General features: G+C 55.1%; 21 protein-coding genes. 2 read left to right on the forward strand and 19 right to left on the reverse strand.

Translation table 11 applies throughout. The features are described from left to right. Positions 1-114: 114 nt before the first annotated feature. The 11 genes from cheZ to ACN9MQ_RS13815 all read right to left on the reverse strand — a co-directional run bounded on the left by cheZ (position 115) and on the right by ACN9MQ_RS13815 (position 11,737). Positions 115-759, reverse strand: coding sequence for a protein phosphatase CheZ (gene cheZ / locus ACN9MQ_RS13765; protein WP_013096065.1), 645 nt, complete (start codon positions 757-759; stop codon positions 115-117). Positions 760-772: 13 nt separating this feature from the next. Then, a complete protein-coding gene (cheY, locus tag ACN9MQ_RS13770; protein WP_000763862.1) occupies positions 773-1,162 on the reverse strand; it encodes a chemotaxis response regulator CheY in 390 nt (129 codons plus the stop codon). 17 nt (positions 1,163-1,179) lie between these two features. Then, positions 1,180-2,229, reverse strand: a complete 1,050-nt coding sequence (locus tag ACN9MQ_RS13775; RefSeq protein ID WP_014170663.1) for a protein-glutamate methylesterase/protein-glutamine glutaminase — start codon at positions 2,227-2,229, stop codon at positions 1,180-1,182. Continuing rightward, positions 2,226-3,092 carry a protein-glutamate O-methyltransferase CheR gene (gene cheR / locus ACN9MQ_RS13780; protein ID WP_014170664.1) on the reverse strand — a complete coding sequence of 289 codons (867 nt, stop codon included), beginning with the start codon at positions 3,090-3,092 and terminating at the stop codon, positions 2,226-2,228. Before cheR ends, ACN9MQ_RS13775 begins: the two co-directional genes overlap by 4 nt. Positions 3,093-3,111: 19 nt before the next feature. Next, positions 3,112-4,713, reverse strand: coding sequence for a methyl-accepting chemotaxis protein IV (tap, locus tag ACN9MQ_RS13785; protein WP_049023828.1), 1,602 nt, complete (start codon positions 4,711-4,713; stop codon positions 3,112-3,114). 44 nt (positions 4,714-4,757) lie between these two features. Next, positions 4,758-6,422 (reverse strand): methyl-accepting chemotaxis protein II, encoded by a 1,665-nt coding sequence (gene tar / locus ACN9MQ_RS13790; RefSeq protein WP_020883382.1) that lies wholly within the window; start codon positions 6,420-6,422, stop codon positions 4,758-4,760. An 84-nt stretch (positions 6,423-6,506) separates the two neighbouring features. Further along, positions 6,507-7,469 (reverse strand): Csu type fimbrial protein, encoded by a 963-nt coding sequence (locus tag ACN9MQ_RS13795; RefSeq protein ID WP_020883381.1) that lies wholly within the window; start codon positions 7,467-7,469, stop codon positions 6,507-6,509. After that, positions 7,466-9,850 carry a fimbria/pilus outer membrane usher protein gene (locus tag ACN9MQ_RS13800; RefSeq protein ID WP_426020970.1) on the reverse strand — a complete coding sequence of 795 codons (2,385 nt, stop codon included), beginning with the start codon at positions 9,848-9,850 and terminating at the stop codon, positions 7,466-7,468. Before ACN9MQ_RS13800 ends, ACN9MQ_RS13795 begins: the two co-directional genes overlap by 4 nt. Continuing rightward, complete coding sequence (locus ACN9MQ_RS13805) at positions 9,826-10,587, reverse strand: fimbrial biogenesis chaperone (protein ID WP_014170669.1); 762 nt, start codon at positions 10,585-10,587, stop codon at positions 9,826-9,828. The genes ACN9MQ_RS13800 and ACN9MQ_RS13805 overlap by 25 nt, the downstream gene beginning before the upstream one ends. Positions 10,588-10,603: 16 nt before the next feature. Next, positions 10,604-11,152, reverse strand: coding sequence for a Csu type fimbrial protein (locus ACN9MQ_RS13810; RefSeq protein ID WP_426020969.1), 549 nt, complete (start codon positions 11,150-11,152; stop codon positions 10,604-10,606). A 12-nt stretch (positions 11,153-11,164) separates the two neighbouring features. Continuing rightward, entirely contained in the window at positions 11,165-11,737 is a 573-nt protein-coding gene (locus tag ACN9MQ_RS13815; protein WP_020883378.1) for a spore coat protein U domain-containing protein, read from the reverse strand. A gap of 430 nt (positions 11,738-12,167) precedes the next feature. On the opposite strand from ACN9MQ_RS13815, the gene ACN9MQ_RS13820 reads away from it, so the two are divergent. Continuing rightward, positions 12,168-13,427: a dicarboxylate/amino acid:cation symporter gene (locus ACN9MQ_RS13820; protein ID WP_025203835.1), complete on the forward strand. Its 1,260-nt coding sequence runs from the start codon at positions 12,168-12,170 to the stop codon at positions 13,425-13,427. Positions 13,428-13,616: 189 nt separating this feature from the next. On the opposite strand, the gene cheW is transcribed toward ACN9MQ_RS13820, so the two are convergent. The 6 genes from cheW to flhD form a co-directional block, all read right to left on the reverse strand. Beyond that, positions 13,617-14,120: a chemotaxis protein CheW gene (gene cheW, locus ACN9MQ_RS13825; protein ID WP_014170674.1), complete on the reverse strand. Its 504-nt coding sequence runs from the start codon at positions 14,118-14,120 to the stop codon at positions 13,617-13,619. Between the two features lie 19 nt (positions 14,121-14,139). Next, the gene (gene cheA, locus ACN9MQ_RS13830; protein ID WP_309163794.1) at positions 14,140-16,173 is read right to left on the reverse strand and encodes a chemotaxis protein CheA; all 2,034 of its coding nucleotides are present in this window, start codon (positions 16,171-16,173) and stop codon (positions 14,140-14,142) included. Between the two features lie 4 nt (positions 16,174-16,177). Further along, positions 16,178-17,107: a flagellar motor protein MotB gene (gene motB / locus ACN9MQ_RS13835; protein WP_014170676.1), complete on the reverse strand. Its 930-nt coding sequence runs from the start codon at positions 17,105-17,107 to the stop codon at positions 16,178-16,180. After that, the gene (motA, locus tag ACN9MQ_RS13840) at positions 17,104-17,991 is read right to left on the reverse strand and encodes a flagellar motor stator protein MotA (RefSeq protein WP_008500417.1); all 888 of its coding nucleotides are present in this window, start codon (positions 17,989-17,991) and stop codon (positions 17,104-17,106) included. The genes motB and motA overlap by 4 nt, the downstream gene beginning before the upstream one ends. 123 nt (positions 17,992-18,114) lie before the next feature. Then, positions 18,115-18,693: a flagellar transcriptional regulator FlhC gene (gene flhC / locus ACN9MQ_RS13845; protein WP_014170677.1), complete on the reverse strand. Its 579-nt coding sequence runs from the start codon at positions 18,691-18,693 to the stop codon at positions 18,115-18,117. Between the two features lie 2 nt (positions 18,694-18,695). Then, on the reverse strand, positions 18,696-19,046 hold the full coding sequence (gene flhD / locus ACN9MQ_RS13850) for a flagellar transcriptional regulator FlhD (protein WP_020883374.1): 351 nt from the start codon (positions 19,044-19,046) through the stop codon (positions 18,696-18,698). Between the two features lie 796 nt (positions 19,047-19,842). Between flhD and uspC the strand changes: the two genes are divergently transcribed. After that, the gene (uspC, locus tag ACN9MQ_RS13855; RefSeq protein ID WP_014170679.1) at positions 19,843-20,271 is read left to right on the forward strand and encodes a universal stress protein UspC; all 429 of its coding nucleotides are present in this window, start codon (positions 19,843-19,845) and stop codon (positions 20,269-20,271) included. A 15-nt stretch (positions 20,272-20,286) separates the two neighbouring features. Here uspC and otsA read toward each other — a convergent pair whose 3' ends face one another. Both otsA and otsB read right to left on the reverse strand, forming a co-directional pair. Beyond that, positions 20,287-21,711, reverse strand: a complete 1,425-nt coding sequence (gene otsA, locus ACN9MQ_RS13860; RefSeq protein ID WP_014170680.1) for an alpha,alpha-trehalose-phosphate synthase — start codon at positions 21,709-21,711, stop codon at positions 20,287-20,289. Continuing rightward, entirely contained in the window at positions 21,686-22,489 is an 804-nt protein-coding gene (gene otsB / locus ACN9MQ_RS13865) for a trehalose-phosphatase (RefSeq protein ID WP_014170681.1), read from the reverse strand. Before otsB ends, otsA begins: the two co-directional genes overlap by 26 nt. Positions 22,490-22,608 lie beyond the last annotated feature (119 nt).

Consider the following 22,608-nt stretch of genomic DNA (forward strand, 5'->3'; position numbering starts at 1 on the left):
CAACACTGTCAGCAAGCAGTGCGTGAGCAAGGGCCAGCCACCCCAGCGTTATGCACTCAAAATTAAGCGGCATACCCTCAGGTTGCGCGCGCAACCTGAGGGTCATCACCTCAATCAGAAACCAAGGCTGTCCAGCAGGTCGTCTACCTGATCCTGGCTTGCCACAACGCCCGCTTTGGTGGCGTCGAGCTGTGGACCGTTGAGCAGGCTTTCGTTCTCGCGTTTTGGACGAGCGGCCGGTTCCGGAATGTTCTCCAGCAGCACCATCAGCAGCTGACGTTCAATTTCCTGAATCACATCCATCATGCGCTTGATAACCTGGCCCGTGAGGTCCTGGAAATCCTGCGCCATCATGATGTCCAGCAGCTGCGCGTTGGTAAAACTGGTGTGGCCCGGCACATCGCCCAGGAACTGACGGGTATCCGTGACCAGCTCGCGGGCATCCGCCAGCTCGATTGGATTCTCAAACCACTCATCCCAGCGTTTGGTCAGCGCTTTCGCGCCTTTCTCCATCGCATCCTGATGCGGTTGTGACGCTTCAACGCTGTTCAGCGCACGTTCAGCCGCCTGAGCGGTCATCTGCACAACGTAGTCCAGACGATCGCGGGCATCCGGAATGGCTTCCGCCGCTTCGGCAATTGCCTGGTCCAGCCCCAGTTCACGCAGGCTGTCACGCAGCATGCGTGTCAGGCTGCCGATGCGGGCAATGATATCGCTGGGCGAGTGTTCTTCAACGGGTTTCATAGCAGGTTGCATCATCATAACCAACACCTCACATGCCGAGTTTCTCGAAGATCTTACCGAGCTTCTCTTCCAGGGTGGCCGCAGTGAACGGCTTCACGACATAGCCACTAGCGCCCGCCTGTGCTGCGGCAATAATGTTCTCTTTTTTCGCTTCTGCGGTCACCATCAGAACCGGCAATGACGCCATTCCCGCGTCCGCACGGATGGTTTTCAGCAGTTCCAGACCGTCCATGTTTGGCATGTTCCAGTCGGAGATAACAAAACCAAACCCGCCCGCCTGCAGTTTGTTCAGCGCATCAACGCCGTCTTCTGCTTCTTCAACGTTGTTGAAGCCCAGCTCTTTCAGCAGGTTGCGTACGATACGACGCATGGTGGAAAAGTCATCCACAACCAAAAACTTAAGCTCTTTATCCGCCATAAAATAATACTCCTGAGTCAAATACGTATTGCCTGTCCGGCACTGATTTTCGCCAGCATCTGCTGGCTTACCTGGCTAAGATCGACCACTTCGCTCACGCCACCCATATTGATGGCCTCGCGCGGCATGCCGAACACCACACAACTTGCTTCATTCTGCGCAATCGTCCAGGCGCCAGCCTGGTGCATTGCAAGCATTCCGGCGGCACCGTCGTTACCCATCCCCGTCAGGATCACCCCAACGGCGTTGCGCCCCGCATGTTTCGCCACCGAATGAAACAGCACATCCACCGACGGACGGTGCCGGTTTACCGGCGGCCCGTCATGAATTTTGATTTGATAGTTAGCGCCACTGCGCGCCAGCTCCATATGCTTGTCACCCGGTGCAATATACGCATGGCCGGGGAGTACGCGCTCACCGTCTTCCGCCTCTTTCACGCTGATCTGACACAGCTTGTTCAGACGCTCGGCGAACGAGCGGGTAAAGCCTGGTGGCATATGCTGCGTGATTAGAATACCCGGACTTGAAAGCGGCAATGGCTGGAGTACATGACGAATTGCCTCTGTTCCCCCGGTTGACGCCCCAATCACCAGCAGTTTTTCTGAACTGAGTAAAGGACCGGCCTTCAGCGTTACCGGTGCATCCATCGGTTTGTGCGCGGCAAGCTTCGCACGTGACGCGGTGCGGATCTTCTCGGCGATCATTTCGCTGTACGCCAGCATCCCTTCACGAATGCCAAGCTGAGGTTTGGTGACAAAATCCACCGCCCCTAACTCCAGCGCACGCAGGGTAATTTCAGATCCTTTTCCGGTCAGGGATGAGACCATCACCACCGGCATGGGCCGCAGGCGCATCAATTTTTCCAGGAAATCAATGCCATCCATGCGCGGCATTTCGACATCCAGCGTTAACACGTCGGGGTTATATTTTTTAATTAAATCCCGCGCTACCAGCGGATCAGGCGCTGTCGCCACCATCTCCATGTCGCTGTGGCTATTGATAATTTCAGTCATGATCTGGCGCATCAGCGCAGAATCGTCGACAGACAACACCCTGATTTTACTCATGCTTTTTCCTTACTCAGCGCATATACCGTTTGCCCACGCAGGCTAAACTCACGCACGAGGTTGCTGAAGTTTTCCGAGTGCCCGGCAAACAGTAAACCGTCAGGCTTGAGCAACGGAACAAACCGACGCAGAATGTCCTGTTGCGTCGTTTTATCAAAATAGATCATGACGTTACGGCAAAAAATAGCGTCGAATGGCCCCGGCACGTTGTACTGCTTATCCAGCAGGTTAACGGGCGCGAATTCGACACAGTTCGCCAGCTCCTGGCGCACGCGCACCAGGCCTTCATGCGGGCCGGTTCCGCGCATGAAGTAACGCTGCAACTGCTGAGGTGACAGCGTTTTCAGCTCATCCTGGCGATACACGCCGTTGCGTGCCTTTTCCAGCACTTCGGTATCAATATCACTGGCGTAGACTTTCCAGCGTCCAGGCGCCATGCCCAGCGTGTCGGCAAGGGTGATCGCCAGCGAGTACGGCTCTTCCCCGGTTGAGGCGGCCGCACTCCAGACGCGATACTCCCCGCTGCGGCGACGCGCGTGCTCCGCCAGGACCGGGAAGTGGTGAGCTTCACGGAAAAATGCGGTCAGGTTGGTGGTTAACGAGTTAATAAAAGCCTGCCACTCTGCGCTGTTCTGGTTCGCTTCGAGCATGCTCAGATAGCGACCAAAATCGTCCAGCCCCAGCGTACGCAAGCGCCGCACCAGACGGTTGTAGACCATGTCTCGCTTATGATCGGCAAGCACAATCCCCGCACGCTGGTAGATTAACTGACATATCCGACGAAAATGCGCGTCGGACAGCGCGAGGCGCTGTGTCATCTGCAACAGTAATGACGTTTGCCCTGGGGGCATTGGTGATGTCATAGCGCCTTCTTAATTACATTCAGGATACAACTGGCACGGCCTGCGACCGCCCGACTTCTGTTACTGCTTCAACGTGCTCTTTCACATTAAATACCGCGACCAGCCCGGTCAGATGATCCGCCTGGCTGGCCAGCTGATCGGTTGCCGCTGCCGCTTCCTCCACTAACGAGGCGTTTTGTTGCGTGACCTGATCCATCTGGCTTACCGCCTGGGCCACCTGCTCAATTCCGCGACGCTGTTCATCGGACGCAGAAGCAATCTCGCCCATGATGTCGTTAACCCGCGTAACGGAGGTGACGATTTCGTGCATGGTTTTCGCCGCCGTGTCCACCAGGGCAGAGCCTTGCTGGACGCGCGAAACGGACTCTTCAATCAGTCCTTTAATTTCTTTCGCGGCGTTGGCGCTGCGGCTCGCCAGATTACGGACTTCACCGGCCACAACCGCAAAACCACGCCCCTGCTCACCGGCTCGTGCCGCTTCAACGGCCGCGTTCAGCGCCAGAATGTTGGTCTGGAACGCAATACCGTCAATCACGCTGATGATGTCGCCAATTTTCTGTGAACTGGCGGCAATATCCTGCATGGTACTGGCCACGTGAGAGGCCTGATCGCCCCCCTTCTTCGCCGTCATCGCCGCCTGTCTGGACAGGTCAGACGCCTGACGCGCGTTATCCGCGTTCTGGCTTACCGTCGCGGTGAGCTGCTCCATGCTGGCAGCCGTTTGCGCCAGCGAAGCTGCCTGCTGCTCGGTGCGCGACGAGAGATCGTTATTGCCTGCCGCAATCTCCGAGATCCCGGTGTGCATGGCATAACTGCCCTGTCGCACATCGGAGACCGTTTCCCGCAGGGCGCCCTGCATCGCCTTCAGGCTGGCAAAAATCGCCGAAATTTCGTTCTTGCCGTACACCGCCACCGGACGCGCCAGGTTACCCTTCGCAATACTGTCGAAGTGGCTGCTGACGATCGCCAGCGGTTGCACAATCATTCTGCGCGACCAGTACAGGGCACCGCCGGTCAGCAGCACCGCCAGAATCACCACCACGGCAAAAATCACGCCTGACATATGGTAGTTTTTACGGCTGTCATTCCCGGCGCGTTGGACAAACTGGTTAATGTTCTGCTGCCAGGCATTAAAGCTCGCATCAAACGCCGCCTGGGACGCCTGGACCGGCGCGGTCATAAAGTCCGAGAGCTGGTTGTTCTCAAGCCAGGTCGCCTGGTGATCCAGGTCGCTGTGCCACTGATCAAAACGCTTCTTCATCGCGACTTTCAGCGCTTTCACTTCCGCGCTGCCGGCTTCCTGTGCCGCGAAGGCGTTAAACTGCGCGTCAGCCAGCTTCAGGCTGTCGCGCGCGGTCACCATCAACGCCTTGATGTCATCCGGCGGATAACTCAGGGCGGTTAAGGTTCCCGCTTTGTTCAGCGCCGTGCTTGCCTGCAACAGTACGGCGCGCGTCTGTGCCACGGCGGCGCGCTGCTGGTTACTCGCCTCAACTTCCTGCAAATTCTGATAGCCATCGCGAAACGCCCAAAAAGACAACCCGTTACTGCCAACCTGCAACACACCGCAAAGGATCAGAATCAAAAACAGTGTGGTCGAGATACGAATACGATTTAACATCCACGCTCCCATCATGCGGCAAGCAGCCGCGGTTTAAATGTCAGTCAAAATGTTTCCCAGTTTTCATGTCCGGTCGTCGCTGCAGGTTTACGGGTCGCTGCCGCTGCTGCGGCAGGCGCGAGATACGTTGCTTGCGGGGTGACCGTGTTTCCAGCGAGTGAAGCGAGACGAAACGCCGAGACGGCCATCTTCAGACGGCTTGCCTGGTCTTCCAGCGCAGCGGCCGCCGCAGCGGACTCCTGCACCAGCGCGGCGTTTTGTTGTGTCACGCGATCCATTTCCGATACCGCCAGAGCAACCTGGTCGATACCACGACTCTGCTCATCAGACGCAGAGGCGATTTCACCCATGATGTCCGTTACGCGGGTAACGGCATTCACGATGTCATTCATGGTTTCCCCTGCGCTTTCTACCAGCACGGAGCCGGTATCGACGCGGGAAACGGAGTCTTCAATCAGGGCCTTGATCTCTTTCGCCGCGTTGGCACTGCGGCTGGCAAGGTTGCGCACTTCCCCGGCCACCACGGCAAACCCGCGTCCCTGCTCACCCGCACGTGCGGCTTCAACGGCGGCGTTGAGGGCGAGGATATTGGTCTGGAAAGCGATGCCGTCGATAACGCTAATGATGTCGGCGATTTTCTTCGAACTGTCGGCGATTTCGTGCATGGTTTTCACCACGCCGTCCACCACGCGACCGCCTCGCTGCGCCGTTTCGGACGCGCTTTCTGCCAGCTGTGAGGCCTGACGGGCGTTGTCCGCGTTCTGCTTCACGGTCGCGGTAAGCTGCTCCATGCTGGCGGCGGTCTCTTCGAGCGCCGACGCCTGCTGTTCGGTGCGCGACGACAGATCGTTGTTGCCCATCGCAATTTCGCTGGTACCGGTATAAATCGCTTCCGATCCGTTACGCACGTTGGCGACGGTCTCAATTAGCGAGCGCTGCATATGATCAACGCTGTTTGCCAGCTCGGTAATTTCATTGCGCCCGGAGACGGTCAGCGTTTTGGTCAGGTCACCACCGGCAATCTCGCGAATGTGGGCAATGACGCGACCGAGAGGATTAAGCAGGATGTGGCGAATGCCGTACCACACGCCCACCAGCACGATGACCAGCGCCAGCGCCATGACGGCCATCTGCCATTTGGCAAAGCGGTAATCATTCTGGCTTTGCGTAAAGGCCGAGTGATACAGGTCGCCACTGGCTTTGGCATATTCCCCGAGTGCCGCACCGAGGGCGTTTTGCATCCCCTGGGTAGGCTGCGCGAAATACGCGTCCATGTTGCCGCTTTCCAGGAACTGAATAAGCTCCGTCAGACCGGCATAGTAGGCGTTGTACTTTTCATCGATATTCTGGCTCACCTGCGCCATGGCAGGCTGTGGCGTGATTTTCTTAAAGGCGTCGTAGTGTTTCGCGGCGTCAGCAAGGGTCGCCCGCGCATTTTTCAGCAGTTCCGTTTTCGCACTGCTCTGCTGATTATTTGGATCCATCATCATGCGGGCGGAAGAGCGGCTCAGGTTGATACGCGTTTGCAGCATCAGATCCCACGTTGACGTCAGTTCACTCTGCTGTACGCGGAGATCGTTCGAGGCGGCGAAACTGTCCTGGTTTTGTTTAAGTGACGAGAAAAAAAGCCCGCCGGAGGTAAGCTGAAGAAGTGCGAAAATGACCAGCACCATCATAAGCATTGTGACAACGCGGATACGGTTCAACATACAACACCTTCTCATAGATTTATTAACGGTGTTATCGGCACTGACTACAGGAACTTTACATTTGAGAAAGGGAAAAGCGCGGGGTTAAAACGCAACGTCAACGATCAGCGTATCGGTATAGGTGCCGGCAGGCGGCGTAGACTGGCTGGTAAGGACTTTGGCAGTGTAGTTGTAGGTTCGCAATAAACCGTCGGTACTGACCTGCGAGGAGGTTGCGCTGGTCCAGCGCTCGGTACCGCTGCCACCCCAGCGGTTGGTCGTGGCTTCTTTATAAATGTCGTAACTCATGTAGTTACTGCCGCTCACCATGCGGCGAACGTTATTCAGCGCGTTGGCACCATTATTAATTCCGATAGTGTAAGTGCTTCCTTTGGTACAGGTGACGGCAATCGCCTGCGAGACAGTGGGGAAACTTTGCACCAGCGGCGCACTGTTGAAGTTGACGTCCGGCGTGGTCATGGCGCTGCAGTCGTTGGTAACGGTCATGTTGAGAAGAATACTGGTGGTCGCCGTGCCTGTCTGGGGAACGGTGCAAAGGCCCAGCACGCCCACGGAACAGACGCTGTAGTTGATGCTGAAGGTGAGCAGCACCTGATAGGGCCCGGCCGTGACGTTTTGTCCGGCAACGGTGCGGAAATAAAGCGGAATGCTGTACTGTTTTGACCCCAGTAATCCCAGCAGGGTGTTGCCGCTCCAAGTATAAGCTTTGCTGATTTGCACTTCGCTGTTGCTCGAACACCCCGTTAACCCGCACAACCGGGTGGGGATCACATCCGTGATGGCCGCATTGTCGGTGCGTTTCATGGTGGCACGGCTGTTGCCTGAAACCGACGCGGCGGTGTAGTTCAGCGTCACCGAGTCGTTGGTCAGAAGATTGAGCACAGCGTCGCATGCCACAATCAGCCTGCCGGTGGTTTCGACCTCCCCGGTTCCGCTGAGCGCGAACGAGGTGACGCTACCAAATGACGCATTTACCGTACTGACGGTACACGCCGCCCAGCCGCCGCCGGAAAACAGCAGCAGCATCAACAGCAGTAAGCGCTTCACCGTTCCTCCCGGCAAATCAGCGGTCCGTATGTCTGCAGCTTATGTTCCGGGTTGGCCCCCACGGTCAGCGTGGCCAAGCAGTGTTTTCCGTCTGGCGTAATCACCTCAAGCGGGTTCACATCGCTGAGATTTTCCAGCCAGGCGATGCCGTCATACCCCACCACCGCATTGTTGCGCGAGGCGCGTCGAACCTGGCTTCCCACCGGGATAGCCTGCCCCTGCTTGTCATGCAGAATAACGCTTGCCACCCGCTCCTGCTCCATCGGGAAATCGACCAGATAACCGCTGTGGCGGCGAATAGCGATCCGCCGCTCTGTCTCTTTCAGCCGGGTATCCGCGGGCAGATTCAGGGTATCAATGCGATAACTGGCCGGGTAATAAGCCGATACCCCGCTGACCAGCAGGTAGCCGTTATTGTTCGTTTTGCCGACCGGCTGGTTCTCATAGCTGACGGGAACGTCCGGGTGACCGTCGGTGCTGATCACCACAAACGCATCGTTGATTTTGTTTGCCGCAAACAGTTCGCCGTCCATCAGCACAACCGCGCCCATCGCCTCTCCCCACCAGGTCATCATGCCCCTTTCGCCATAACCACCGCCCTGAAGTTCGATGTTGTTATTGCGCCAGCCCAGCGTTCCCTGCTGATAATCATTGGCTTTCGACTGGTTGGCCCATGCCATGTTCCAGCTAAAGCCACCGTCGGAAGGCATGGAGTGGTTGTAGTTGATACGCTGCGTGCTGCCGGCATCTGGCGTGTTTTCATAGGTTACGGCGGCACTGTCACGCTCTCCCAGCGGCACCTGAAGCGACATGGCCACCGTCCAGTCTCCCCGCTGCTGATCGCGGCTTGCAGCCAGATAAATACTGCTCGCCCCCCACAAATTGCGGCTCCAGGAGAGATTCAGCAGTTCGGTTTTTTGGTTGTCAAAGCTCTCCACGCCGATCCAGGCAGCACCGAGACTGCCATATTCGCCCAGGTTAAAGGTGAGAGAGTACTGGTCGGTGTTGCGACTAAAACTGGCGATGGGCCGGTCATTTTCGTCATAGACCGTCGGTTGGTCGTAGAGGGCGAGGTTGCCAAAGTCGCGATCGCGCCGCGTATGCTGTGTCGCTACACTAAATTCACTGGTACTGTACTGATAGCCCCAGTTGATTTGCCCGCCATTATCTCCACGCATGCGGCTTTGAGAATACGCGGTATTCACGATGCCAAACCGACCCAATTTAACCACCGTCCCCATCCCGCCCAGCGCCAGCGCTTCTGCTCCTTCGGCATGGCCCTCCAGCGTCAGCCAGTCCGTAACGCCATAGCGATACGACCCACTACCCGCCGCCGGGCCGTAGTCAAAATTCTTGATGCCGTAATTACGCCGCAGGCTGCCGAGCGTCACCGCCCCGTCGCTCAGGCCCTGTTTCAGCAATTCGCTGGTGACGTAAAACGGCAGCGTGGTACTCACCTGGCGCCCCAGCGCATCGGTGGTGACCAGTACCGCGTCCCCTGCTCCGTTGATATAGGGCAGATTGGTCAGGGTGAACGGTCCCGGCTGAAGCTGGGTCGAGCCGGAACGATAGCCATTGATAAAGAGATCCACCGAGGTGGGAACCGCCGCTTCGCCCGAGAACTCTGGCAGTGGCCAGGTCACGAGGTCAGGACGCAGGGAGAAATCCCGCCCGTAGCTGATCCCGCCCATGCGCACGCTGGTGCTCCAGCTCAGGGCATCGCTGATCACATCCCCGGCGGTCCAGGTCGTGGCCTCGTCCTCGTTCGTCATCAGAAGCGTCGTGTCATAGCGCACATACCCTTCCTGCTGACCGTCGTTTCCGGTGAAATTTTCCCGGGCATAGCCGGTTGAAGAAAAGGAGCCGTTCTCATTGAAGTAGCGGAATTCATGCCAGAGCGAGGCCTGTCCGCCGACATGTTCCGTATGGTTGGTGTAGAGATCGTAATTAAGCAGCGCTCCACGCCCGAAGTGTGGTTTGCTTTGTGACATTTGTCCGCTGAAAGGGGTCACGCGTGAGGCGACCCAGTCGGCCGGAACGCCCAGCAGCAGACGCTGCGCGGCGCTGTCGTACTCTACGCGCACCTGCGGCAGGGTAGAAAGGTTCACGTCTCCGGCAGGCACATGCTCCGGCGGAAGCCCTGCCCGCAGCAGGTCGGCGCTGGAAATAAAGAATGCCCCCTCGCGCTGCGTCACGGGCACCACCATACCGGTGTCGTAGTGATTCAACACAATCGAGAGCTGAAAGACCGCTTCGCCGTTCAACGCCTGAGCCTGCGGCGGCGGCGGTAAACTGTCATCGCCGGGCTCAGCCCAGGTGCTGGTACTGACGCAGAGCAGGAGCATCATCGCCGGTTTCAGTTGACGGGCGTCGACTGCCATTGCGTATCCCTGGCATTAATCTGCGCGCTCAGCCGGTCTGGCTGACCTATTCCGGCCGGGATTGACCAGGTGCGGGTGCTGCCCGCAAGAACATACCCGAGTAATCCGTCTGCAACCGTCCGCTTCTGCCCGCCCTGCTCCAGCGCCACCTGGCTGAGTTTGACGTGCACATCCCCCTGATTACGGACCTCCAGGGCAGGATGTCCCTTCTCCTGCGTCACCCGCCAGCTCAGATTTTTGGTCTCCACCAGCGCATGATGTGCCCCCTCTTTTAGGGTCGGGATCCCCTGTCCATAAACGAACAAAGGAATGGAGTAGCGCATTTGCAATTTCAGGCCAATGGCCGGCTCGGCTTTGGCATCCGGCTGGGGGATTTCATCCACAATAATGCGGTAGGCCTGTTCGACGCCGAGCGGCACCGTACCCTGCTTAATCAAACGAATAAGCTGCTTACTGCCTTTGCCAATGGTGACGATGGGCGGGCTGGCCACCACGTCCTGCTGTGCGGAGTAGCGTTCATAACCGCCCTCCTGCTTCCAGCGCACAATGCGGACCTGCATTGTCGTTGCGCTGTTCCCCTGATTCTGGATCCATAATTCAGTGGCTTTGGCATCCGCTGACAGCCACGGATCGATGGGCCACAACAGAATGGTTGCCGCCGCCTGCGCCTGGCCTGTCGCCGCAGCCATTCCCCCCAACAAACTCACCAGACAAAGGTGTCTGAAAAATGGCTTCATCGACTGTCTCCCTTTATCACCATGACAAGGTCACGGTGAGCTGATCAGAATACGTTCCTGCCGGGCTAAACCCGGTCAGCAGCGCCACGCCAAAAAGCGGCAGCGCAATGTTATTACTGTTGGTATAGGTCACCGGTATTGCCTGATTGACGCCAATTTCGCTGTTCGCCGCCAGCGAACTGCTGCTGTAAAGGCGATATCCCACCACTTCCGTTCCCCCTGAGCGCTTCATACGCCGAACGGAGGAGTAATTCTGTCCGCCGTTAATGCTCATACTCAGCGCCACGCCGGGCGTGCAGGCGATGGACAAGGCCCCGTTAGGCACAAAACTGGTGCTCACCGGGGCACTTTCCACCCCGTTGTGGGTACCGAAATCGAGCGTACCGAAAAGTCCTCCACTGCCCGTGGATACCGCGCACCCGGGCACAATGGTCGCGCTGACCTTAAATGACTGAGACGTCACAGCCCCCGCCGCAGGCACCAGCATCAGGGAGACGATCAGCGCGTACAAAGGGTGCACGATCCCCTCCGCGCTGTTGCGCAGACGCAAAATGGATGCCTTCATGGCTGCGTGAAACTAGTAGGTGACGCTGACGTTAATCGTGTCGGTGTAGGTGCCCGGAACGACCGTAACGCTGTTACCGCCCCCGGTAATGCGCCCGTAAAGGGTGTAACTGTCGATGCCCCCGGCGGTTGACGCTATTGGCAGTGCCGCGTTGTTGGCAACGACGTTGTTAAATCCGCTGTCGCTATACAGGCTGTAAGCCACACCCTGTGCAGCATTGGTGGTGTTGACCAGATAGCGCGCAGGCGTGCCTGGCGTCCCCACAACGGTACCCGGCGCGGTGGAGTTGGTATTCCCGGTGATCGCCACCGTATAGCTGGCGGTCGTACATTGAATGGTGAACGTGTTACCGCCGCTGGCACCGGTCAGCTGCGTCGTCAGGGTGGAAAACGTTGCGGGATGGGTGCCGAAATCCAGGGTCCCGAAGTTAATGCCATTTTGCGTGGGCGAGCCGTTTATCAGACAACCGTTCGTCAGGGTTAACGTCGCGCCAATAGTACCGCTGCTGGTCACCGCCAGCGCCTGTTGGGCTGTTGTCGCCGTCAGCAACGTGCCTGCACAGATCAAAAGGAGTTTTCTTTTCATTTACCACCCTCCAGAAGACATTTCCGTTCGCTTGCCACATTTTATTTTTGCTGTTCAAGATGTTAGCCCCACTTAACGTTCCTCTTCCGGGGGTTATTGAGAATTTAGTTTATGGATACCGCTTCGACCACCCGCGCCGCGGAGGGCAAGACTAATGGCTTATTGACTGAATATTTATTTATAAAACAGGATGTTAATACTTTGTGAATGCCTTATTTCTCGTATATGCAGAGGATATATCCATCGAAATGTGATCTGCATCACAATATATCGTCGAGGCGTTAACAACAAAATTAATAAAAATTAAAAACTAGTTGTATCTCCCTCCGCTTTACTTCAATTTATGTGCCGAATAATTTCCTGCGTCGTAATAAAAAATCTATATACATCGGCGCAGACGGCAACCAAAGCGCATAGAGGGTCTTTTTTCGTGGCAAGTGCAAACAAACTCACACTCTTCATCGTGATATTCATGCTGGCGGGTATTCTTTCAGGGGCGGCGATTCATGAGTATGCCTCTGCGGATGCCATCAAAGCATGGTCGGATAACATCACGCTGCTGACCGATATTTTCCTGCGTCTGATTAAAATGGTTATTGCGCCACTGGTCTTCAGCACGCTGACCGTGGGCATTATGAAACTGGGTGAAACCTCCACCATTGGTCGCGTGGGCGGCAAAGCGATGGTGTGGTTTATTAGCTCATCCGTGCTTTCCATTCTGGTGGGACTGTTTATCGTCACGCTGGAGCGCCCGGGCAGCGGCCTGAACCTGGCTATCCCGAAAGAGGCGGTAGACACCGGCCTTGCGGTGGGGGGGATGACGCTGAAAGCGTTCTTGTCCCATACCATTCCGACCAGTATCGCCGGTGCGATGGCGAACAATGAAATCCTGCAGATTGTGGTCTTCTCTATGTTCTTCGGCATTGCCGGCGCGTCGCTGGGGCAAAAATTCAATGCCCCGCTGGTGGCCGCGCTGGATGTGGTCTCCCATATCATGCTGAAGGTGACGGGTTACGTGATGTACGTCGCCCCGCTGGCCATTTTCGCTGCTATCTCATCTGTGATTGCCACTCAGGGTCTGGGCATTCTGCTGAACTACGCCTCCTTTATTGGCGGCTACTACGTGGCAATCCTTCTCACCTGCATGGTGCTGCTGGCCGTCGGTTATATGGTGCTGAAGAAAGAGGTGTTCCGCCTGGTCAGCATGCTGAAGGACCCAGTGCTGGTGGCGTTTACCACCAGCAGTTCAGAAGCGGCGTATCCAAAAACGCTGGAGCAGCTTGAGCGTTTTGGTTGCTCGCGCAATATCGCCTCTTTCGTTTTGCCGATCGGTTACTCCTTTAACCTGGTGGGCTCTATGGTGTATTGCTCTTTCGCCTCGATGTTTATCGCCCAGGCGTACAATATTCACCTGAGCTTCACCGAAGTGACCGTGCTGATGCTGACGCTGATGCTGGCTTCAAAAGGGATTGCGGGGGTGCCTCGTTCGTCGCTGGTGGTGCTGGCGGCAACCATCCCGAGTTTCAATATTCCGGTGGCGGGTATTTTGCTGCTGATGGGGATCGATCATTTCCTGGATATGGGACGTTCAGCGATTAACGTGCTGGGTAACGGTATTGCGACTGCGATGCTGTCGCAAAATGAAGGGGCGCGTGAAGCGGAGACTGAGCTGGTAGAGCAGGAAGCATAACGGGTTGGCGGCATGGTTTCGTTCACCATAAGACCAGCAGAAAATACTACGTCTGCAGTAAGTGAATAAGATAAGGGGGCTGCAATAGCCCCCTTAATACGTTCACCGCAGCGGGCGAATCAGATAACCGAAATGCCCGACTGAACGAAACGGTTCCACGAAAGCCTCACAGAACCGTTTAGAGAAACATTACGCCACGTGATTCGCCGCGATATCCAGCAGCGCCATCTCATCACTGTTCAGCAGCTTCTCAATATTCACCAGAATCAGCATACGCTCACCCAGCGCTCCCAGCCCCGTCAGATACTCGGTAGACAGCGTGACCGCAAACTCCGGTGCCGGACGGATTTGATCGGACGTCAGGGACAGCACATCAGATACGCCATCCACCACGATCCCAACCACGCGCTGCCCCAGATTCAGGACAATCACCACGGTGTTCTCGTTATAGTCCACGTCGCCCTGGCTGAACTTCACGCGCAGGTCAACGATAGGTACAATCACGCCGCGCAGGTTGGTGACACCTTTAATAAAGGCAGGCGTGTTCGCGATGCGGGTAACCTGGTCGTAACCACGAATTTCCTGCACTTTCAGGATATCGATGCCGTACTCCTCATCGCCTAAAGTGAATACCAGGAATTCCTGCCCTGATGGCTCGCCCGCCAGTTTCGTTACATTACTCATACCGGTCATGTTATTACCTTCTACTTAATCAGGCGGCTGTGTACGCCACACGTTGTTCACGATTTAATCCCTGAAGCGCCGACACATCAACGATCAGCGCCACGCTACCGTCACCCAGAATAGTGGCGGCAGAAATACCTGGCACTTTGCGGTAGTTGCTTTCGAGGTTCTTCACGACCACCTGGTGCTGGCCAATCAGTTGATCAACCAGCAGCGCGTAGCGGCGACCCGCACTTTGCAGGATCACCACGATCCCCTGCGTGGCCTCGGTTTTCGCGCCATCCACTTCGAACACTTTCCACAATTCGACCAGCGGCAGGTACTCACCGCGCACTTCAAGAACGCGCTCACCACCCGCCAGCGGATGCAGATCTTCTTCACGCGGCTGCAGCGATTCCATCACTGCGTTCAGCGGCAGAATAAAGACTTCGTCCGCCACTTTCACCGACATGCCGTCGAGGATTGCCAGCGTCAGCGGCAGCAGGATACGAATGGTGGTGCCGGAACCTTGCTTAGACTTGATCTCAACGTGGCCGCCCATCTCCTGAATGTTACGCTTCACCACGTCCATTCCCACGCCGCGTCCGGAAACGTCCGTCACCTGCTCTGCGGTCGAGAAGCCTGGCGCGAAGATCAGCATGCCCACTTCTTCGTCAGTCATGTTTTCGTTGACCGCCATTCCCTGCGAAATGGCTTTCGCCAGAATGCGCTCACGGTTCAGGCCCGCACCGTCATCGGTCACTTCGATGCAGATGTTCCCGCCCTGGTGTTCGGCGGAGAGGATCAGATTCCCGACCGGGGATTTTCCGGCGGCAATGCGGTTTTCCGGCAGTTCGATACCGTGGTCGAGGCTGTTACGCACCAGGTGCGTTAACGGGTCGATAATGCGTTCGATCAGGCTTTTATCCAGCTCGGTGGAGCTGCCCATCAGCGTCAGTTCAATCTGTTTATTCAGTTTACTGGCCAGGTCACGCACCAGACGCGGGAAGCGGCTGAAGACATATTCCATCGGCATCATACGGATGGACATCACCGATTCCTGCAGGTCGCGGGCATTACGTTGCAACTGTCCCATGCTGGTGATCAGATCACCGTGGGTCACCGGGTCCAGTTCGTTAGACCGCTGTGCCAGCATCGACTGGGTAATCACCAGTTCACCCACCAGGTTAATCAGCTGGTCAACTTTCTCGACGGCGACGCGGATGCTGGTGGATTCACTGGAGCGCGCGGCCGGTTTGTCACCACGGCCTGGCGCAGCGGCATCTTTTGGCACCGCTTTCAATACCGGCGCCGCAGGCGCAACGGCAGGCGCAGCCGCCTGAAGAACAACCGCCACCTCTTCCTCTGCCGCTGGCACGTCAACAGCCGCCGTTTCGGTTTCAAACGCGATCTGGTCGGCTTCGATAACAAAGCACAGGACCGCCACGATATCGTCCTGGCTAATCCCCTCTTCCAGCGTCGCACTCAGGCTGTCTTTGCCTTTCACCACGTTGCTTAATTTCGCCAGGTTACTCAGCTCTTCTTCAAGAAGGTCAACTTCGTTCTCTTTGAGGCGAGACAGCACCACGCGCACTTTACTCGCAGCGGCGGCCGGGGCCGCCTCTTGTGCGGTAACGGCATCAACAACGCTCAGTTTGGCTGCCGGAACAACGGCTGCGGCTGCGTCACCTTTGGCTTCCAGCGCGAGCTGGCGCAGCGCATTGCAGATGTATTCAAAGCTGGCGGCATCAGGCTCTGCCGAGCTTTTATAGGCGTCGAGCTGTTCCTGCATAATATCTTTGGTTTCCAAAAACAGGTTGATAATGTCGGTATTGAGCTGCATCTCACCGCGTCGTGCTTCATCCAGCAGGTTTTCCATTAAATGGGTCGTTTCCTGCAGGATGGTAAATCCAAACGTTCCGGCTCCGCCTTTAATCGAGTGCGCCGCACGGAAGATGGCATTGAGCTGCTCGGAGTCCGGTGCTTCAGGCACCAAATCCAGCAAATGTTGCTCCATATCGGCCAACAATTCGTCGGCTTCATCAAAGAATGTCTGGTAAAAATCGCTAATATCCATGCTCACGCTATCACCTCGGATTGGCTGGTGGCGATGTTGGAACGGCAGCCGAAGGAACGGCCCCAGGCTGTTTTAAATCGTCCAGTGACTCATTCTGACTTTCGGCGTTTTCGTGCAGGATGGCCTGCTCCGCCTGCTGGTTCAGCACTAAAAGACTGATACGACGGTTGATGGCGTCATCCGGCCCGCGGTCAGTGACACGCATGGTTGATGCCATGCCGACCACGCGCAGTACCTTGCCATCATCAAGCCCACCTGCCACCAGCTCGCGACGCGAGGCGTTGGCACGATCGGCAGAAAGCTCCCAGTTGCTGTATCCCTTCTCACCCGTGGCGTACGGGAAGTCATCCGTGTGTCCAGACAGGCTGATACGGTTAGGAATACCGTTCAGCACTGGCGCAATGCCGCGCAAAATGTCGCGCATGTATGGCTCAACTTCCGCGCTGCCCGTTTTGAACATCGGGCGGTTCTGGCTATCAATAATCTGTATACGTAAACCTTCCTGCACCAGATCGATCTTCAGGTGTGGTCGCAGGGCACGCAGTTTAGGATCCGCCTCAATCAGCTGATCGAGATCGCCGCGCAGTTTCTTCAGGCGTGCTTGCTCCATACGTTTTTTCAGCTCGTCGATGTTCGGCTCTTTCTTCACCTCACCCTTCTGCTGGGTGTAATCATCGCCGCCGCCAGGGATCGGGCTGTCGCTGTTAGAGATTCGCTGCCCACCGGTCACGGCGGTCGCCAGCGGCGTTCGGAAATATTCGGCAATCTGGATCAACTCTTTCGGGCTGGAGATGGAGATGAGCCACATCACCAGAAAGAATGCCATCATTGCGGTCATAAAATCGGCGTACGCGATTTTCCAGGAGCCATGCGCGCCGTGCCCATGCCCCTTGTGCTTGCGTTTTTTTACGATGACGATCGGATGGGACTGATTTTTCATGCGTCCTCAGTTGTCGTCTGTTGGTTTGGGTTTTTCACCGCACGCACGTGTTCTTCAAGCTCGATAAACGACGGGCGCTCGCTGGAATAAAGCGTTTTACGGCCGAATTCAACTGCAATAGGTGGCGCATAACCGTTGAGGTTAGAGAGCAGCGTGATCTTCACGCACTGCATCATTTTGGTCGTTTCCGCGCTCTTCTGACGCAGAACGCTGGCCAGCGGAGAGATAAAACCATACGCCAGCAAAATACCGAGGAAGGTGCCCACCATCGCATGCGCAATCAGCGCGCCCAGCTCTGCCGCAGGACGATCCGCCGAGGCCAGCGCGTGTACCACGCCCATCACCGCCGCGACGATACCGAACGCAGGGAGGGAATCGCCCACCAGCGCCAGGCTGTTTGCCGGCACTTCGGATTCGCTTTCATGCGTTTCAATCTCTTCGTCCATCAGCGCTTCGATTTCGAAGGTGTTCATGTTGCCGCTGATGATCAGTCGCAGGTAATCGACGATGAAATCCAGCATCATTGCGTCAGCGAGAATGCGCGGGTAGCTGGCAAAAATTTCGCTCTCTTTCGGGTTTTCAATATCCCGCTCAAGCGAGAACATGCCCTGCTGACGCGACTTCGCCATCAGACGATAGAGCAGCGCAAGCAGATCCATATACATGCTTTTGGTGTATTTAGAGCGACGGAACAGCAGTGGAATAGCTTTCAGCGTGCCCTTGATCGATTTACCGTTATTACCAACGATAAAAGCCCCTACCCCTGCGCCGCCGATGATAATAAGTTCAGCCGGTTGATAGAGTGCTCCAAGGTGCCCGCCGGTCATCATGTAACCGCCGAAAACTGTACCGAGAACTACCAGGTAACCTAATAAGATAAGCACGACATCATCCTTCCGCTAGTGACTATGGCAAGGATGTTCAGCTCGTAGCGTTTACCGTTTGCGGGGTAAAAAAAAGCAGCGGTAATTGCTTACCGCTGCTGGAATCTTGCCCACACGTTCGGGTTAAACAGCTTGTTCGATCTGTTCATCCAGCAGTTGTGGAATAATATCGGCAGCTTCCCGGGAAAGTTTACGTCTTTTTACTGCTCGGGATGGAGGCTGGCATAAACTACAGGCGAAGCTGCCTGCAGGCTGATGCGCATGGGTAATAAAATTGCCATCGCAGCAGTTACAGCGCGACAGCTCAAGCATTCCGCTTTCAACAAAACGCACCAGCGTCCATGCGCGGGTGAGCGCCAGCAAAGGACCCTCGTCCTGCTGCGGGCATTGTTCAAGGTAAAGTTTATACGCTTTGATCACGGCATCAACGCCGCTACACAAACCGGTTTTGAGAAGATACTGCCAGGCATTACAGAACATGGAGGCATGAATGTTCTGTTCCCAGGTCATAAACCAGTCCGTTGAAAACGGCAGCATTCCTTTCGGCGGGGGACTACCACGTAACTCTTTATACAATTTGATGAGGCGACCACGACTCAGCTGAGTCTCGCTTTCCAGCATTTGTAAACGAGCACCGAGCGTAATCAGCTCCATTGCTAACTGTATGTCACGCGCTTCCTGAACAATGCTTTTCTCGCTCATTGCTAGGCCCTTTTCTTACGGGCTGCGTCATCAGGCTGGCTGATTTCGGTAAGCAAGCGAGTGGAAAGAAGAATACCGGTATGGATCTGTTGAAGATCGTCAACACGGGAATCCTGCGTCAGACGCGTGATAGTCTGAGGATTGTCAAAACGGAACTGGCAAACCAGTTGGTTTGTTTCCGCCAGTTTAACCATTTGAGGAAGGGTTAACCCACCCAGCATGGTTGCCATTTCTTCATTAATACCCAGACGAAACATCGCGGACGCCTTGTCCTGACTAATCAAACGCTGCGCGAGCAGTAAATACGACAAATTGATGTCATAGATATGTTTTAGCAACTCGGATGTATGCATTGTTCCCATCCCGAATAACCAACTATTATTTTTATGCGGAAAGACCGCACCCCGTGATGTCGCCGGGAAATCACCCGGTATAAAAAAGAAAAGGCTAAATGCATAGTCGAATTTAGGTTTGTATTCATTGAAACGCGCAACAGCTGAAACGCGGTTACGTCTCTTACACGTTTTATCATTTCTTACAAATAACTAAGATTTTTCCTAATTCGACGCAAACTCTACTCGTCAGTTTTGACACATACAATGCAGCTACCCCCAAATTTAAAAAAAATGTGATCTACGTCACACAATTTAAGTGAATATCTCCCATAAATCCATCAGTATGACTTGTAAATTGGTTATTTTTTGAACGATCAACACTGTTTTCTATTCTTTATGGGCGAATACTCATGCAGGAGTATGAGCAGAAGTGGCATGACATGTGCGGTTCGAAACGTGTCAGCGACCGGATGCGCGTCACAGCGAATCCATCTTAAGGTCACATTTTCATTACCTATAAAAAACATGTAGTTATGCAAAACGCCCATAACAATTGTTTCACATGGTAATCATTAGAAATGTGTTTATAACGCGTTAAAACGATTTAACACCAGAAACGTAAAAAAGTGTGATTCAGGTTAAGTTGTTAATTTTTTTCATTTAGGCACGTTTTCCCGTTATTCTTCTTATAAGAATAATTAATGAATAATTATGATTAGCTTCACACTTATGTCGTATACACCTCTTGCAGATCCGGTGAAATCGCGGTAATGGTGACTAAGACGCTGTCTTTCAGACACCTAAGGAGTGCGTTATGAGTTACTCCCATCTTCTTGTTTCTGTTGCGGTTTCGCCCGAAAGCCATGAACTCATCGCCCGGGCGGTTTCCATTGCCAGACCGCACAATGCCCGTATCAGCCTGATCACCCTCGCGGCCGAGCCTGAGATGTATAATCAACTGGCTGCCCCCATGCTGGAAGATATTCGTGAGGTATTACAGGAAGAAACGCAGCAATTTATGCGAGAGCTGGTAGAAAAGGCGCAATATCCCATATATGACACCATTATTGCGACGGGGGAGCTTAATGCGCATATTCTCAGCATATGCAGTAAGCAGAATATTGATTTAGTAATATGCGGGAATCATAACCACAGCTTTTTTTCTCGCGCAGCCTGTGCGGCGAAATCGATTGTGGCGTCAAGCCAGGTGGATGTGTTGTTAGTGCCTCTTGGGGGTCGTTAAACCCCCAGAGGAAAATCAGGCGAGTTTAGGGAATGTCGCGATCTTTTTTTGCAGATGGCCTTCATTACTCTGCGGGGCAATATCACGAAGATCGCGAATAAAACGCGCCTGCCAGTGGTTAATATCGTTCTTACGGATCGTTTCCATCATTTCGGCATGGCGGGAAATACGCTCCGTGAGCGGCATTGTCAGCGCACGGTTGAGGGCATTCGCCACGTCGTCACGATCGTAAGGGTTGACGATAAGCGCAGACGTCAATTCATTGGCGGCCCCGGCAAACTGGGAAAGCACCAGCACACCCGGATCGGCGGGGTCCTGGGCGGCGACGTACTCTTTCGCGACCAGGTTCATCCCGTCCCGTAATGGCGTAACCAGCCCGACATCCGCATAGCGGAACACTTTCATCAGGATCTTACGGTCAAAGTGTTGATTGAGATAAAACAGTGGCGTCCAGCCCAACTGACCGTAGCGGCCATTAATGCGCCCTGCTTCCGTCTCCAGCTGGTGACGAATATCCTGATAAGCCTGCACTTCACCGCGCGAGGTGGGCGCTATCTGCGTATAGCGGATTTTACCGTGATGCTGCGGGTACTTTTCCAGCAGCGTTTCATACGCCAGGAAACGTTCCGGCAGCCCTTTGGAATAATCAAGACGTTCCACCGAGAAGATATTCTTCACGTGCTTGAGTTCATTCTTAAGCTGCGCCAGTTTGGGCGGCAGCGGACCGGAAGCCTGCTCGGCAATCTCTTCAGGTTCAATACCGATGGGATACACTTCAGTGTGGAATGTCTTGCCCCAGGCCGTATGGGTTTTCCCCCCTTTGGTCACCACTCGCGTTTTGCCGGACACAGAATCAAGGAACGCAAGTCGATCATTCTCGGTCTGGAAGCCCAGCAGATCGTAGTCACACAGCGCATCCAGCAACTCTTCATGCGGCGGCAGCGCGGTAAAGATTTCCGGCGTCGGGAACGGAATATGCAGGAAAAAACCAATCCGGTTATTCACTCCCCTTTTACGCAACTCTCTGGCGAAGGGCAGCAGGTGATAATCGTGGATCCATAAAATATCGTCTTCCTCGATTAAAGGCAGCAGTTTATCCGCCAGCAGCGAATTCACCCGCGTGTAGCCTTCAAAGGACTCGCGCTGGAATTTGACCAGATCCAGACGATAGTGAAACGCTGGCCACAGCACAGCATTGGAGAACTGCGAGTAATACTCGTCATAATCTTTTTCGTTTAACGCAAACGACGCCCACGTAATATTTCCGCGCGTCACTTTCTTGAGCGGTTTCTGTTCTTCACTGATTTCACCATTCCAGCCAAACCACAGCCCACCGGCGGCTTTTAAGGCACCTAATACCCCAACCGCCAGGCCACCTGCACTGGATTTTTTATCATCAGGCGGTGCAATTCGGTTAGAGACGACGACTAAGCGACCCATAATGGTTTCCCCCTTTGTTTTGCGCTATTTGTTGTTGTTGCTGGTTAGCGATGTCAGATATCCACTGCCAGACGCTGGCGACATCCGCCAGACGCCATTCGGCGACAGTCTCACCAGGCCCGACCTTGATGGCGATCCCTCCGGCCTGATTCACCACACGAAACCCTGCCTCATCGGTCAGGTCATCCCCAATAAAAACGGGCGTCCTGCCGTTAAAAGGCGGTGTCGCCATAAACGCAGCAATCGCCGCGCCTTTATTGATCCCTTTAGGTTTAAGCTCCACCACGCATTTACCCGGCTGCAACGCCAGCTCCGGATGTGCATTTGCTATAGCGGTCGCAAGCGCAAGCACAGCCGCTTCGTGCTGCGGCGCCTGGCGATAATGCAGGGCAAAGGCCATCCCTTTGGCTTCAAGCTCCGTACCGGGCAGTTCTGCCAGCGCAGACGAGAGTTGTACCTGTAGCGCCTGGATTAATGCGTCGGGGAGTGAAACGATATGCGTTTGATCATGGATGTCGCGGCGCTCCGCTCCGTGTACACCGGCCAGCGGAAAGCGATAAGGCCTGGCAAGCTGGTCCAGTTCGGCCATCGAGCGCCCTGATATCAATGCCACTGCTCCCTCAGTCATCTGCGAGAGCTGATGCAACTTCTGAAGAACCGTGGCGGGGATCGCCACCAGGTCAGGATGCGGCTTTATCTCGGCGAGCGTACCGTCGAGATCAAAAAAGAAAGCATAGTGTCCGGGCAGTACAGGCGGTGCAGTTAACAAGTCAGCCACCCTATTCCTCCTTACGGTTTACGAGAGGTAAACGCCTTTACCTCTTTCATAGCCATGTAAGTATAGACAGTGTGACGTCGCTCGCCATTTGACAACCGCCCCGCCAGCAAAACTGGCGA

Origin of the sequence: Enterobacter sp. R-25, from assembly GCF_049913205.1 — a bacterium.
Lineage (GTDB): Bacteria > Pseudomonadota > Gammaproteobacteria > Enterobacterales > Enterobacteriaceae > Enterobacter > Enterobacter ludwigii.